13 protein-coding genes are annotated in these 13,431 nt (G+C 55.9%); all 13 read right to left on the reverse strand.

Annotation, left to right across the window (positions count from 1 at the left end; genetic code table 11):
• Positions 1-11: 11 nt before the first annotated feature.
• The 13 genes from R0135_RS03810 to R0135_RS03870 all read right to left on the reverse strand — a co-directional run bounded on the left by R0135_RS03810 (position 12) and on the right by R0135_RS03870 (position 13,430).
• On the reverse strand, positions 12-482 hold the full coding sequence (locus tag R0135_RS03810) for a lasso peptide biosynthesis B2 protein (protein ID WP_407349876.1): 471 nt from the start codon (positions 480-482) through the stop codon (positions 12-14).
• The gene (locus tag R0135_RS03815) at positions 463-738 is read right to left on the reverse strand and encodes a PqqD family protein (RefSeq protein WP_407348925.1); all 276 of its coding nucleotides are present in this window, start codon (positions 736-738) and stop codon (positions 463-465) included. The genes R0135_RS03810 and R0135_RS03815 overlap by 20 nt, the downstream gene beginning before the upstream one ends.
• A complete protein-coding gene (locus R0135_RS03820; RefSeq protein WP_407348926.1) occupies positions 735-2,453 on the reverse strand; it encodes an ABC transporter ATP-binding protein in 1,719 nt (572 codons plus the stop codon). Before R0135_RS03820 ends, R0135_RS03815 begins: the two co-directional genes overlap by 4 nt.
• Positions 2,431-3,393: a GDP-L-fucose synthase family protein gene (locus R0135_RS03825; protein WP_407348927.1), complete on the reverse strand. Its 963-nt coding sequence runs from the start codon at positions 3,391-3,393 to the stop codon at positions 2,431-2,433. Before R0135_RS03825 ends, R0135_RS03820 begins: the two co-directional genes overlap by 23 nt.
• 6 nt (positions 3,394-3,399) lie before the next feature.
• A complete protein-coding gene (gene gmd, locus R0135_RS03830; protein WP_407348928.1) occupies positions 3,400-4,524 on the reverse strand; it encodes a GDP-mannose 4,6-dehydratase in 1,125 nt (374 codons plus the stop codon).
• Positions 4,525-4,646: 122 nt separating this feature from the next.
• Positions 4,647-5,411: a hypothetical protein gene (locus R0135_RS03835; RefSeq protein WP_407348929.1), complete on the reverse strand. Its 765-nt coding sequence runs from the start codon at positions 5,409-5,411 to the stop codon at positions 4,647-4,649.
• Positions 5,412-5,436: 25 nt separating this feature from the next.
• Positions 5,437-7,440 (reverse strand): DUF3488 and DUF4129 domain-containing transglutaminase family protein, encoded by a 2,004-nt coding sequence (locus tag R0135_RS03840; RefSeq protein WP_407348930.1) that lies wholly within the window; start codon positions 7,438-7,440, stop codon positions 5,437-5,439.
• Positions 7,437-8,477, reverse strand: coding sequence for a DUF58 domain-containing protein (locus R0135_RS03845; RefSeq protein ID WP_407348931.1), 1,041 nt, complete (start codon positions 8,475-8,477; stop codon positions 7,437-7,439). Before R0135_RS03845 ends, R0135_RS03840 begins: the two co-directional genes overlap by 4 nt.
• On the reverse strand, positions 8,458-9,384 hold the full coding sequence (locus R0135_RS03850) for an AAA family ATPase (protein ID WP_407348932.1): 927 nt from the start codon (positions 9,382-9,384) through the stop codon (positions 8,458-8,460). The genes R0135_RS03845 and R0135_RS03850 overlap by 20 nt, the downstream gene beginning before the upstream one ends.
• 76 nt (positions 9,385-9,460) lie before the next feature.
• Positions 9,461-10,636, reverse strand: a complete 1,176-nt coding sequence (locus R0135_RS03855; protein WP_407349877.1) for an O-succinylhomoserine sulfhydrylase — start codon at positions 10,634-10,636, stop codon at positions 9,461-9,463.
• A 91-nt stretch (positions 10,637-10,727) separates the two neighbouring features.
• Complete coding sequence (purF, locus tag R0135_RS03860) at positions 10,728-12,254, reverse strand: amidophosphoribosyltransferase (RefSeq protein ID WP_407348933.1); 1,527 nt, start codon at positions 12,252-12,254, stop codon at positions 10,728-10,730.
• 49 nt (positions 12,255-12,303) lie between these two features.
• A complete protein-coding gene (locus tag R0135_RS03865; protein ID WP_407348934.1) occupies positions 12,304-12,831 on the reverse strand; it encodes a CvpA family protein in 528 nt (175 codons plus the stop codon).
• Entirely contained in the window at positions 12,828-13,430 is a 603-nt protein-coding gene (locus R0135_RS03870) for an SPOR domain-containing protein (RefSeq protein ID WP_407348935.1), read from the reverse strand. The genes R0135_RS03865 and R0135_RS03870 overlap by 4 nt, the downstream gene beginning before the upstream one ends.
• Between the last annotated feature and the right edge of the window lies 1 nt (position 13,431).

Genomic DNA, 13,431 nt, shown 5'->3' on the forward strand with positions numbered 1-13,431 from the left:
ATGCTCGCGAGTCAAAATAGAGCATCGATAATCCTATTGTCATTCTCGGCTAATGCGGTGTATTGACTCAAGTTATCTACAGAATCATTGATCGGCACCTGTGCACTCGAGAGCCACGAGTGCGCCTTCAAGGCCCCGTCCACGCGTATGACGCCAATCTGAAGAACAGTTGGTATACCCTCCAACCCAAGCAAACGGCGCTGAACCAGACATCGTCGCAGACAGTTCATTTCACGCAGGTGACGCCGTCCAGCCGCCTCCGACAAGCGAATAATTCGAGAAATCGCCTTCGGGACATCGCACTCTGCGACAACTAGCCGACTCTTCACTTTGGGAGGCTCCACCCGCATCCAGTCCGGCCAACTTTCATAAGATCTTCGCGAAACCACCCAGTCAACGTAGGCAAACAAGCACCAGGCTTTCGCGAACAGACCTAGATCGCCGGGCGCTAATGACAAAAGCTTAGCTAGCTTCGTGGCCACAATCTTCTGCAAGTCCGTGCGCAGCCATTTTTGCCAACAGCCCTGCTAAATCCGATAGAACCGTATTCCTGTCCGTTTCATATTCGCTCACCACAACATCCGCGACAGCCTCCTCGTCCTGCAGTTGTCGCAGCAATTCCAGCATACGCGTGCCAATGGCATCCAGCGTAAAGTACACGCCCGTCTCGGGATTCAAAATCACCATTTCATCCGATACGGCCTGCAATAAAATGGTGTCAGGAATTCTGTACCTCATGCTTCAAACACCTCTTTGTGCTCTGGCGCCACGGACATTTGGCGCAGCACACCAGACTCCAGGTGTAAAATGCGGTCGGCGAGTGCCAGACTGGCAGGCCGGTGTGTTACCAAAATCACTGTTCTGCCGGCAAAAGCCGCTGCGCTATTGGCCACAAAGTCCGCCTCGCCCTGCGAGTCAAACATCGCGGTTGCCTCATCCAATATGAGTATTTTGGGGTCAGCCAGTAACGCTCTCGCCAGCGCAATACGTTGTTGCTCGCCCCCGGACAAACGCACGCCACCCTCCCCGATGCGCGTCGCGTACCCCTGTGGCAATCGCTGAATAATAGCGTGGGCCTGCGCAAGACCCGCAGCGGCGTACACCGCTTCGTCTGTCGCTGCGGGCATGCCGTAACGAATATTGTCGGCAACGCTTGCATCCAGCAACAGCACGCGCTGCGTAACGATGGCAATCAGGCTCCGCAGACTGCTCAGCGAGACCTTGCGGGTGTTTTGCCCGCCAATGGTGATCACGCCGCTGATTGGGTCTACAAAACGCATGAGCAAATGCAGCAACGTACTTTTGCCCGCGCCGTTGTCACCCGTGATTGCCACTATCTCGCCTGGCGGTATATGCAGGCTCAAGGATTCAAACAGCGCTTTTTGTCCCGGGTAAGCAAAATACACCCGTGCTATATCGATCGCCCCTCCGGGACGTGCCAGAGCGGTCCGCGACACTGCCTCGGGCTCGGGCTCCGGCGCCTGGGCAAATACCAGTTGCAGACGCTGTGCTGCGCCTCTGGCCTGCAGGCCTTCGCCGTACAAGTTCGCCAGACCACTGACCGGACGCGTAAACAGCAGTCCGTACATCAGCAGACTCACAAACCCCGAGAGCTCCAAACTGCCTTGCTGCAAATGGATGGCGCTCAACCAAAGCACCAGCAGAATCCCCAAAGATGAGAGCAACTGCAGCGCCGGAGCGAGCAGAGCCTGCCACCACAGCTGATCACTGCGTAAGGTCAGCAAGTCACGCACCCGCGACGCAAAGAGCTCCCCATCCCTGTGCTGGCGGTTAAAACTCTTGATGAGCGCGATCAGCGATAGCTGCTCTCCCGCCAAACCCAAGGCGCTTGCCTGCCCTGCGGCGACCTGATCAGACAGAGATCTAAGCCCGCGGCCCAACAATTTTAATGTCAGAAAAAACACCGGAGCCAGCAGCACGACGAGTAATGCCACCTGACTGTCGATACGCGCCATCATTACCGTCGCACCCAAAAGCACAGCCACCGCAGGTAACAGGCCTGCCAGCGTGCCGGTCAAAAAGTGCGCCACACTGGCCACATCATTGCTGTACAGCGATAGCAGATCACCGCGTTTGCGCGACTCAAAGAAGGGGATCGGCAGTGCCAGAAGATGATCGTGCAGCCGGCGACTGAGTACCGCGAGCGTTCGCGCCCCACTCCGGGTCAGTAAAAAGCCGCTCAAGAACCGCGTTAGGGCCTGACCTGCGAGCACCAGCGCCCACAAAGCCATGAGCCCAGGCAAGCCATAATCAAAACTGCTGCTCTCCAGCATTATCTCGCTGGCAAAATGCCCCGCAAACCACGGTGACAGTAGCGCCAACAAGCCTTGCGCAAACGATAGTGCAATAGCGATCGCAAGCCAGTATGACTCCGGGCGCATCGCGTGCACCACCACATGGCGCAGGTGATCAAAGCCGGGCATCGTCGGCATTTGCGGTAAACCAGGCGAAGGTGTCCGCAAGGCCGATCTCGAGCGATGTTGTCGCGCTCCAGCCCAAGGCCAGCAGCCGGCTCACATCCATGAGCTTGCGCGGTGTGCCATCGGGCATGCTGGCATCAAAGTGCAGCTCGCCCTCAAACCCCACCACTGTCGCCATGGTCTCTGCCAGTTCACGAATCGTGCAATCCACACCGGTACCCACATTTATGTGGCTTTGCATCGCTGTGCTGTATGCCTCGATCGCCTTGCGAGGCAAATCCATAACAAACACACTCGCCGCCGCCATGTCGTCGACATGCAAAAACTCTCGCATGGGCGTACCGGTACCCCACACTGTCACCTGGCTATCACCGCGCTGTTTCGCTTCGTAAAACCGTCGCATCATTGCCGGAATCACGTGACTGTTCTCTAGATGAAAATTATCACCCGGGCCGTACAAATTAGTGGGCATCACCGATCGGTAATCGGTGCCATGTTGCCGGTTGAAGCTTTCGCACAACTTGATACCGGCGATCTTGGCGATGGCATAGGGCTCATTGGTGGATTCCAGAGCGCCGGTTAACAACGCATCTTCGCGCATGGGCTGCTCTGCCATTCGCGGATAAATGCATGACGACCCAAGAAACAGCAGCTTGTGTACACCCGCAGCGAACGCCGCCTGTATAACGTTAGCCTCAACCATTAAATTTTCGTAGATAAAATCGGCAGGAAAGCTATTGTTCGCATGAATGCCACCTACCCGTGCTGCCGCAAGATAAACCTCGTCCAGACGTTCGCTGGCAAAAAAATCGCGTACCGCTGCCTGATTGCACAGGTCTAACTGTGCGTGCGTGCGTGTCACAAGTTCTACGCCCGGGCTGCTTTGTAACAGCCGAACCAGGGCAGATCCGACCATGCCGCGATGCCCCGCTACAAAAATTCGCCGCGTCATAAGTCTTTACTCATTGATCATAGCGACGTCGTAACCCGAATCGCGCAGCAGCTTAAAGCGCCGCGCCTGATCCAGGTCGTGGGTCACCATTTCGGTTACCAGCTGTGCAAAACTCGTCGTAGGCTGCCAGCCGAGCTTTTGGTGGGCCTTGGTCGGATCACCCAACAGCGTCTCGACTTCGGTGGGCCGAAAATACCGCGGGTCAATGCGCACTACCGTTTTCCCTACCAGATTGTCACTGATCCCCAGCCCACGATCCTCAACGGTCGATACCACCGCCTGTTCGTCAACCCCGATACCACGCCAGTCTAAAGTCACACCCAGCTCAGCGCAGCTCGCCTCGATAAATTCACGCACCGAATACTGCACGCCTGTGGCAATAACAAAGTCGTCCGGCTGATCCTGTTGCAACATCAGCCACTGCATCTGCACGTAATCCCGCGCGTGACCCCAATCCCGTTTGGCGTCAATGTTGCCCATGTATAGACAGTCCTGAACCCCCAGCGCAATATTCGCGATTCCCCGGGTGATTTTGCGTGTTACAAAGGTTTCGCCGCGACGCGGGGACTCATGATTAAAAAGAATGCCGTTACAGGCGTACATGTTGTACGCCTCGCGATAATTCACGGTAATCCAATAGGCGTACATCTTGGCCACCGCATAGGGTGAGCGCGGGTAAAACGGAGTGGTCTCGGTTTGCGGACTCTCTTGCACCAAACCGTAGAGCTCCGAGGTAGACGCCTGATAAAACCGCACCTTCTCCATCATGTTGAGTAATCGCACAGCCTCAAGCAACCGCAAGGTGCCCATGGCATCTACATCAGCGGTATATTCGGGACTCTCAAAGGACACCGCCACGTGACTCATGGCACCCAGGTTGTAAATTTCGTCGGGCTGAATCTGCTGAACCAGACGCACCAGATTGGAGGTGTCGGTAAGATCGCCATAGTGCAGATAAAAATTTACATGTTCTTCGTGCCGATCTCGATAGATATGATCAATTCGCTGGGTGTTAAAGGACGACGAGCGGCGCTTGATGCCGTGAACCTCGTAGCCCTTGTCGAGCAAAAACTCCGCTAGATACGCGCCATCCTGACCCGTAATCCCCGTTACAAGTGCGACCTTTCCCACTAAACCACCCTCAGCCAAAGAAACCGATCATACGTGCGGGCTCTGGAAGCGACCAGCCAAGCTGGCCGATTACAGCTATTACACATACAATTTGTGCATAAAATCACAGTTTTATGAATTTATCACAAGCTCGGTCTTGCCGGCACACCATCGACCCGGCGCATCACCTCCAACTCCTGGCTAAAAATCGTTGAATCACTCAGCGCATCCCAGTGACTCATCAGCGTGGAAAGCGAACGTCCCTGGCTGCGACAGCAGCTAAGATAATCGCTAAGTACCGCTCTGAGACTTTGGTTATTGCGTTGCAGCCGCGCATCCACTCGTTCGAAATACACAGCCCCACCCCAGTAAAACGTCGGGTAGCTGCCTTCGGCACGCAAGCTTGGCATGCTGTCCGGCAGAGGACGGTCTGCGCCACGGAGCGAATCCACCGCGGCACGCATTTTTTTGTCTCGCCTTGCCAGTGCCTCTGCCGGGGTAATCACCCCCAGCTCCACCATGATGCTGTGCTGCACATAACTCGCAAAGCCCTCGGCGAACCAGGCATTGCGGGACCCCAGGTAAGGGAGCAGCAAATGGGCGAACTCATGAGGGGCCGTCCAGTCACTCATAAACGCCTCGGTGCTAAAGTCAGGATTCACATAAAAGTGCAGCGCCTGTTCCTTGTTACGCCAGGTGTTAGCCCAGGGCACAGGTTCTTTGGCCCCCTCGCGGCGATGCATATACAGATGTACATCAAAAGGCAGCACGCCGGCATAAGCCACCAGCGCAGCGTGCGTCCGGTCCAGCCACTCACCCAGCTTTTCTCGCTCAGGCTGAGTAAAGGGATCTTCCCAGTGCCAAACCAGCGCCGAGTGTGCTGGCACACCCCACAGCATCAGTGTCACTGCAACTGCAGTTAAGAAAGAATGGCTATAGCGAGAACTGTATGGCACGTATACGTGTACGTAGCTCCCGGCGCAGGCGATCGCTATTTTGCGAAGCCGCTAAGGGAGCATACACAGAGAGCTCTAAAGCCCGGTACAAAGCGCGGAGCGTTTCTGCCTGCTCCGGCCATCGACTCGCTGCACGCTCGGTGAGCTGACCCGGCGTCTCACCGGGTATGGGCTTAAGGCCCCGGCGCCAAAGCGCCTCTTGAAACCGAAGAAGTTCGGTCTCAAAGGCCGGTCGCGGGAACGCCCTGGGGCCCCGAAACAGAAACAGCGATACTACTGCCATGGTGAGAACACCCGAACCCAGCAGTAGCCCTAGTGAGCGGCTCACAGAGATTTCTCCGAGGACACTGCGCAGCAAATCAAACTGTGCCTGACCATCGAAACCAGTCACCCAACTCTGCCAACGGTAGGTGAGCGCGTCGTAACGCAGCCTCATGGAGTTAATCCATCCAATACCTCGATAGCGCAGCGGCGAAAGCGGCGAAGCAGACAGAAAACTGCCCTCCCCGGCAACGGCCCGTTCCAGCCCGTACAAGATTCGATCCGGTGCCACTGCAGCGGTGGGATCTACCCGCACCCAGCCCTCATCCTCAAACCACACCTCGTTCCAGGCGTGGGCATCAAACTGATGAACAATCACCGTGCGGTTAACCGGGTTCACTTCGCCCCCAAGGTAGCCCCCGACGATGCGGGCGGGTATGCCCACGCTGCGCATCATGACTGCAAACGCATAAGCGTAATGCTCACAAAACCCCCGGCGACTGCCAAAGAGAAACTGATCCATCATGTCCTGATCACCCAATAGCGGTGGCTGCAGGGTGTAAAAAAAAGCCTCATTTCTAAAGTGCCCAAGTACCGCATCAACAAACGCCCGGGGCGTATCAGAACGGGCGTACAAGCTCTCTGCCAGTTGCCGCGTGCGTGGGTTATCGCTTGGCGACAGCGCGGTTTCTACACCCCTTCGCCAGGGACTGAGCTCTTTTTCGACAGGTGTATCAGGCCAGCTTTGAGCGTCATACTGATACTCATTTTCGATGATTGCCGGGGAGTAAAGCCGAAAATCATTGAGCTCCATAACACCGGGCTTTGGAGTACGGGCGTAGCGCAGCGCAAACAGCCAGTTCTGCTGAGTCGGCGCCATGATGATGTTGTAGCGTAGCGACTCCCCTTCGGTCTGCACCTGTGGTGCACGGCGGTTCTGCGCAGGAATCTCAAAGTAGCGAAGCGAACGCCAGGTACCGTCCTCCAATGCGCTCATGACCGTTCCGCGCCAGTACAGCTGTGACACCGGCGGAATATCACCTTCAAACCGGGCGCGAAACGCAACGTCTGTTGATTGGCTCAACTGCGAAACATCGCCGGGACGAAGTCGGTCGCTCATACCGGTCTGTGCGGTATGGCTTTTTAGGGGTACCGACCACAGTGGTCCTATGCGTGGGAACAAGAAAAACAGCACCAGCATCAACGGCACGGCCTGAAGGAGCATCACGCCGGCCATACGAACAGGCTGTAAGTCCCTGAGCCGCCCTGAGGGTCGGTGCACCGCCACCAACGCTATGGTCAAAACCCAAACCAGGAGTATCGAGTAAGCAACGATCAACAGATCCTGGGTAAACAGGAACTCCGTAAGACAAACGAAGTAACCCAGAAAAATAACCACGTAGGCGTCTTTGCGCGAGCGCATTTCGGTAAGCTTGAGTGCGAAGGCCGTGAGTAAAAACGCCACCATCGGCTCCACGCCAAATAAAGAGCCAAAACTCAGAACAATACCTGCTATAGACGCTAGCGCCAGCACAACCTTTAACCAACGGCCCGGCAACTCCATACGTCCCCGAAACGCCTGTACCCGCCAGGCAAACGCCAGTAAATAAACGGCGGCCACCCAAATCGGTAGCCTCGGAAGGTGAGGTAACAACAGCAGTGCCTGAGCAACAATAATCCACAGTAAGGCAGGACGCGGCAGCTGCTGTGCCTGCTTCATTGGACCTGGGCCTCATCACTGAGCTTGTACAGGGCAAGCGCCCGGAGCGCCGCGTCACGTTGACGATCCCCAGAAGCCGGCGCCAGCTCAGTTCCAGGGACACGTAAACCAAATTCGAGTTCTCGCCGGTGATAATCCATAACCCAGTAACACAGGGCCGATAGACGCCGCTCCTGATCCAGGCCCACAAACTGTTCCCAGTCCAACCATCGGGCATCGGCCACAGCGGTAGCATAGACTTTGGTTTGTAATGACTGCCCCCGGGCCAGACCTTTCCAGTACACCCGCCGGGGATTGTCACCCTGGCGATAATCCCGGATACCCGAGAACTCATCGTCTCCTGCGCCAGACAGCCAACGACCGTCCTGCGCGTCTCCTTGTGCAGCCACCGGTTCCGGAGAAACCAAGGGAGCCGGGTAAACCAATGCGCGTTGATCCAGGGCCACCCAGGTCCAGCAGCGCAAAAGCCCCAACGGAAATGTACTCTCGATGCGAAGACGCTCCGGCCGATACCAGCCCCGGGACCCTACCGGTGCATGTAACACCACATCCTTTGAAGTACCTGGCTCCAACTCAATTTCTTCTTCGGCCAGCGTATCCGCACTGGAAAACAATCCTGTAAAAAGCCTGCGCCGTCGTTGGGAGCTTTTGGGCTGCGGCCAACCGACAGAAAGCGCCTGATGGCCCTGCTTGTTGCCCGCAGTGAATCGAAAATGAAAGCCGGCGCGCTGACCGGCAAAAACCTCGTCGGCAGACAATGCGCTGATCGTGAGCCCAGCGAGATTAGCGTAGGTATGCAGCACCGCCACCACAAACAGATTGGCCAAAAGAAATGTGAGCGCATAGCTCATATTGTTCTGGTAGTTGATGGCCGCGACAAGCATCACCAACAAGCACAGCGCGAAGAAGAACCCGGTACGGGACGGAAAAATAAAGATCTGTCGCTGACTGAGGGTGACGGATCTGGAAGGCGGAATCCGCCTGTCCAGCCAGCGCGACCAGCGCCGACTCAGAGCTTCAGACCACGTCGACGTCACGCCGCAGCAGCGCCACAAGCGCTAATCCATCGCCAGAGAATCCGCCACCGGGCTGAAGCCTGTGGGCTGTCACTGCTGGCAGTACTGCCTGAACGTCATCGGGTAACACATGATCCCGATCATCCATGAGTGCCCAGGTCTTGGCCGAACGCAGCAATGCCAAAACACCTCGCGGTGATAAACCCACAGCGAACTCACCGCCATCACGACTTCTAGCCGCTATGCGTTGAACATAATCAAGCAGCGAGTCAGACACGTGAACCTGGTCAACGGCTGCCCGTATGTCAGCAAGCGCCGTGGCATCAATACAGCGCTTGAGCGTCTTTGCCTGTCCTGTGCCGGTGGCACCGCGCAACATCGCTCGCTCCGCCAAAGCGTCGGGATACCCAAGTTCAATGCGCATAAGAAACCGGTCCAGCTGCGACTCCGGCAGTGGATAGGTTCCTGACTGCTCCAAGGGGTTTTGTGTCGCAATGACAAAAAACGGTGACGGCAAAGGACGCGTTTCGCCCTCAAGGGTGACCTGCCCCTCCGCCATGGCTTCAAGCAAAGCGCTTTGCGTCCTTGGCGTACTGCGATTGATCTCATCGGCGAGCAACACCTGGGTAAATATCGGCCCCGGATGAAAATGGAAGCTATGTTCGTCAGGGTGATAAATCGACAAGCCTAAAATATCGGCCGGCAAAAGGTCCGAGGTGAACTGTACACGCTTGTAGGACAGCCCCAGAACCTGGGCCAGGGCATGCGACAAAGTGGTTTTGCCCATTCCCGGAAGATCTTCGATCAGCAGATGTCCGCTGGCGAGCAGGCAGCAAATCGCCAGGCGTAATTGAGACTCCTTGCCCAGTAAGACGGTGGCCACTTCCTCTACCGCTGCATCGATGAGTGCTTTCTTGCCGGTACTCACTGCACGCTTCTCCTCACTGCCAAACCTTTCGACGACATCAAAGCCCAAGGACCGTTTACACCTTGTGTATCCACACTCAGCCCAAGGACTCCAGGCCGCGCTGAAGGTCTGCCTTTAGGTCTTCTATATCTTCAAGACCTACGGCGATGCGAATGAGATTGTCGGTGATACCCGCCTCGTGACGCTCCTGCGGCGAAATCCTGCTGTGGGTCGTTGTAGCCGGATGCACGATAGTCGTCTTGGCATCACCAAGGTTTGCCGTCAGTGACATTAAGCGCGTTGCATCGATGACCTTCCAGGCCGCAGCTTTTTCGCCGCGAACCCGAAACGACAAAACCCCACCAAACGCTGACTGCTGTTTGGCCGCCAGCACATGCCCCGGATGCGACTCCAGACCTGCATAAAAAACCGACTCAACATTAGGCTGCTCTTGCAGCCAGCGCGCCAGAAGCAGCGCTGACGCACTGTGGGCCTGCATACGCAGGGACAGCGTTTCGAGTCCCTTGAGAAAAACCCAGGCATTAAATGCGCTCATGGTGGGCCCACAGCTACGCAGGAACCCCAAGACCTCATCCATTAGCTCCTGACGCCCCAAAACAGCGCCACCGACACAACGCCCCTGACCGTCGAGATACTTGGTCGCCGAGTGAATCACGATGTCCGCACCAAAGGACAGAGGACGCTGCAGTGCCGGAGAGCAAAAGCAGTTGTCAACTACCAGCAAGGCATCTGAGGCTTGCGCAATGGCAGCCATACTCTGAATATCGGCAACCTCACACAGGGGATTTGATGGCGTTTCAAGATACAAAAGTCGCGTGTTGTCCCGAAGCGCATCGCGCCAGCCTTCTAACGGCAGTAAGGGTACAAAACTCACCTCAACTCCAAAGTTGGCCAGGTACTTTGCAAACAGAGTTCGCGTCGTACCAAAAACATCTCTGGAGCAAATTACGTGGTCGCCAGCTTTTAGTAAGGCCATACAGGTACTGAGTATGGCCGCCATACCCGAGGCTGTTGCCACACAAGCCTCTGCGCCCTCTAACGCGGCCAGACGCTCCTCGAAGCTACGCACGGTGGGGTTTGTATAACGAGAATACACGTTGCCAGGATCGTCACCGGCAAAACGCGCTGCTGCATGTTCCGCACTATCAAACACGTAGCTGGAGGTCAAAAACAGCGCTTCGCTGTGCTCGCCTTCAGGGGAACGCGTAATACCGCTGCGCACGGCCAGACTCTGCCACTGCAGTTCGTCCATTACCGGGTCGTCTCGCTTACTCACAATTTGCTCTCGTCTATTGACTGGGCCATCCTTGCGAATGGCAATCTGCTGGCTGACCTATACAGGCTTAGGCAATGTCAGACACGTCGTTATAAATACCCACTCCGTCGCCATCGCTTGCCTGACGACTCATAGTCTGGGCTTCGTCATTACGCTGGGCATCCAGCTCGGCAAGATACGCATCATCAACATCACCGGTCACGTATTTTCCATCAAACACCGAGCAATCAAACGTTTCTACCAATGGATTGCCGTCTCTCGAGCAGTTGATCAGCTCATCTAAATCCTGATAGATCAGCCAGTCCGCACCAATCATTTCGCCGATCTCTTCGACGCTACGATTGTGGGCGATCAGCTCATTTGGCGATGGCATATCAATACCATATACATTTGGATACCGCACAGGCGGGGCTGCGGATGCGAGATACACTCGCGCCGCACCGGCATCCCTCGCCATCTGAATGATTTCGCGAGACGTCGTGCCACGGACAATGGAGTCGTCAACTAACATCACATTTTTGCCTTCAAACTCAAGGCGAATGGGATTGAGTTTCTGGCGTACGGACTTTTGTCGCTGCTGCTGGCCGGGCATGATAAAGGTACGGCCAATGTAGCGGTTTTTAACGAAGGCTTCGCGATACTTGATGCCAAGTGATTGCGCCAGAGCAAGACCCGCCGTACGGCTACTGTCGGGTATGGGTATCACCACATCGATATCGTGCTCGGGCCGCTCTTTAAGAATTTTGCGAGCCAGAGCTTCGCCCTGACGAGCGCGGGTTTTGTACACCGATATCTCGTCGATCAGACTATCCGGGCGCGCAAAGTAAACATGCTCAAAAATACACGGCCTTAACACCGGGGCTTCTGCACATTGACGCATATGTAATTGTCGCTGTGCATCGATATATACCGCTTCTCCGGGGGCGACATCGCCAAGAAGACGAAAGCCCAGTACATCCAGCGCCACACTCTCGGACGCGACCATGTACTCGCGTTCGCTCCCCTCACCCCGGTAACCAACAACCAAGGGCCGAATGCCCCAGGGGTCCCGAAAGGCAATAACGCCATAATTGACGATCATCGCTACTGCGGCATACCCGCCCCGGCAGCGGCGATGCACCGCCGATACGGCGGCAAACAAGTCATCAGGCTCGGGATGCAGCTTACCCAGCGCCTGTAACTCATAGGCAAAGACGTTCAGTAATACCTCGGAATCCGAATCCGTGTTGAGGTGTCGCATCTCGCTTTCGAATAGCTCCTGGCGCAACACCTTGGAATTAGTCAGGTTTCCGTTGTGTGCCAGTGCGATACCGTAGGGCGAATTCACATAAAAGGGTTGCGCGTTTGCAGCACCTGCACTACCAGCTGTGGGGTAGCGCACGTGTCCAATACCAATGTTGCCTTCGAGGCGCTGCATGTGATGTTGGCGAAACACATCACGGACAAGGCCAACACTCTTGCGTTGATGAAAGCGATCATCACTGCAGGTCATAATGCCCGCGGCGTCCTGGCCCCGGTGTTGCAGAACAGTTAACGCATCATAAATCTCAGGCGCTACATTGGCCTTGCCGACGACACCCGCTAGCCCGCACATACAGTCCGCACCTCCTGACCACACTCACAAGAACGCCCCAGTCTCGATATCACGCGTTCAGCCCCTTGATTTCCACATCACGAAACTCATCGAAGAGACGCATACTCCAAGCCAGCATGACATCAATGTGCGGCATCAGCTGGGACTCCTCCAACAGGCTTTGTTCACTTTTGGGGACGATCTCTCTTACGACAAAAACCAGAGCCATGACGATGAGCATCCCGCGCAGAACGCCAAACACGGAGCCTAACATTCGATCCAGAATCCCAAGCCCCGTCGCCTTAACAATACTGGCAAAAAGTTTTGCGGTGAGAGAGCTGGCTACCAGGGTGAGAACAAACAGCAATGACCAGGCAACGATGTAGCGCCCGGTGCGATTAGCGATCAGATCACCGATCTGATCAGCGACAGTTACCGCCAACAAATTAGCAACAATAAATGCCACAACCCAACCGGCAAGCGATATCGCCTCACGCACGAAACCTCGCCACAGGCTCAAAAGCGCCGAAAGCATTACGATTACGACAGCAAACCAATCAAAACCATTAAACAAGGTGAGCTGTGGCCAATCGTTCATGGCAGATACCTTATGATCAGAGACTCAACGCGCCAGGTTTTATCCACCGCGCTTTTAACCGGCAGCAACTCGTCTTTGCTGTAGCGAGGCCCCACCAGCACTCGATACAACACCCGATCATCTCGGCGCATACGCTTGACGTAACCTTTGTAACCGGCAGAAACCAACTCGTCGCGCAGCGACTCCGCACGGGCTTTGTCGCCCATAGTGGCAACCTGCAATGAATAGGCGATAGGCAGCCCATCTTCATCCATAGCCGGCGATTCAAGGCGGTCTCGCGCATCGTCAAGTTCTGCCACCGGCATGGTGTCCGCACTGGCAGGCAGTCCCGCGGGCTCAACATCCGACGACACATCGACATCGGGGAACGCCACATCTTGCACTTCTACGCTCTGGGCAGCTGCCTCTTGCCCGCTGCGCAGGCCCAGACTATCTGGCTCCGGTAAGGGCGTAAGATCCACCGGCGGCGCCTGAGGCACAACAACGCGAAGATCGTCCACTTGCTCGGTGCCGGGCACAAAAATAATCGGCCAGAACACCACTGCCAGTGCGACAAGAATCAATGCGCCCACAAGGCGTTGTTTTACGAGATTGTCCACC

It is taken from the genome of Congregibacter variabilis (assembly GCF_045689235.1).
GTDB classification, from domain to species: Bacteria; Pseudomonadota; Gammaproteobacteria; order Pseudomonadales; family Halieaceae; genus Congregibacter; species Congregibacter variabilis.

What these genes read in the sequence shown, in the direction of transcription:
- R0135_RS03815 (WP_407348925.1), bottom strand. Translation starts at nt 738, where the DNA reads ATGAGGTACAGAATTCCTGACACCATTTTATTGCAGGCCGTATCGGAT.
- R0135_RS03820 (WP_407348926.1), bottom strand. Translation starts at nt 2,453, where the DNA reads ATGCCGACGATGCCCGGCTTTGATCACCTGCGCCATGTGGTGGTGCAC.
- R0135_RS03825 (WP_407348927.1), bottom strand. Translation starts at nt 3,393, where the DNA reads ATGACGCGGCGAATTTTTGTAGCGGGGCATCGCGGCATGGTCGGATCT.
- R0135_RS03840 (WP_407348930.1), bottom strand. Translation starts at nt 7,440, where the DNA reads ATGAAGCAGGCACAGCAGCTGCCGCGTCCTGCCTTACTGTGGATTATT.
- R0135_RS03855 (WP_407349877.1), bottom strand. Translation starts at nt 10,636, where the DNA reads ATGGACGAACTGCAGTGGCAGAGTCTGGCCGTGCGCAGCGGTATTACG.
- purF (WP_407348933.1), bottom strand. Translation starts at nt 12,254, where the DNA reads ATGTGCGGGCTAGCGGGTGTCGTCGGCAAGGCCAATGTAGCGCCTGAG.
- R0135_RS03865 (WP_407348934.1), bottom strand. Translation starts at nt 12,831, where the DNA reads ATGAACGATTGGCCACAGCTCACCTTGTTTAATGGTTTTGATTGGTTT.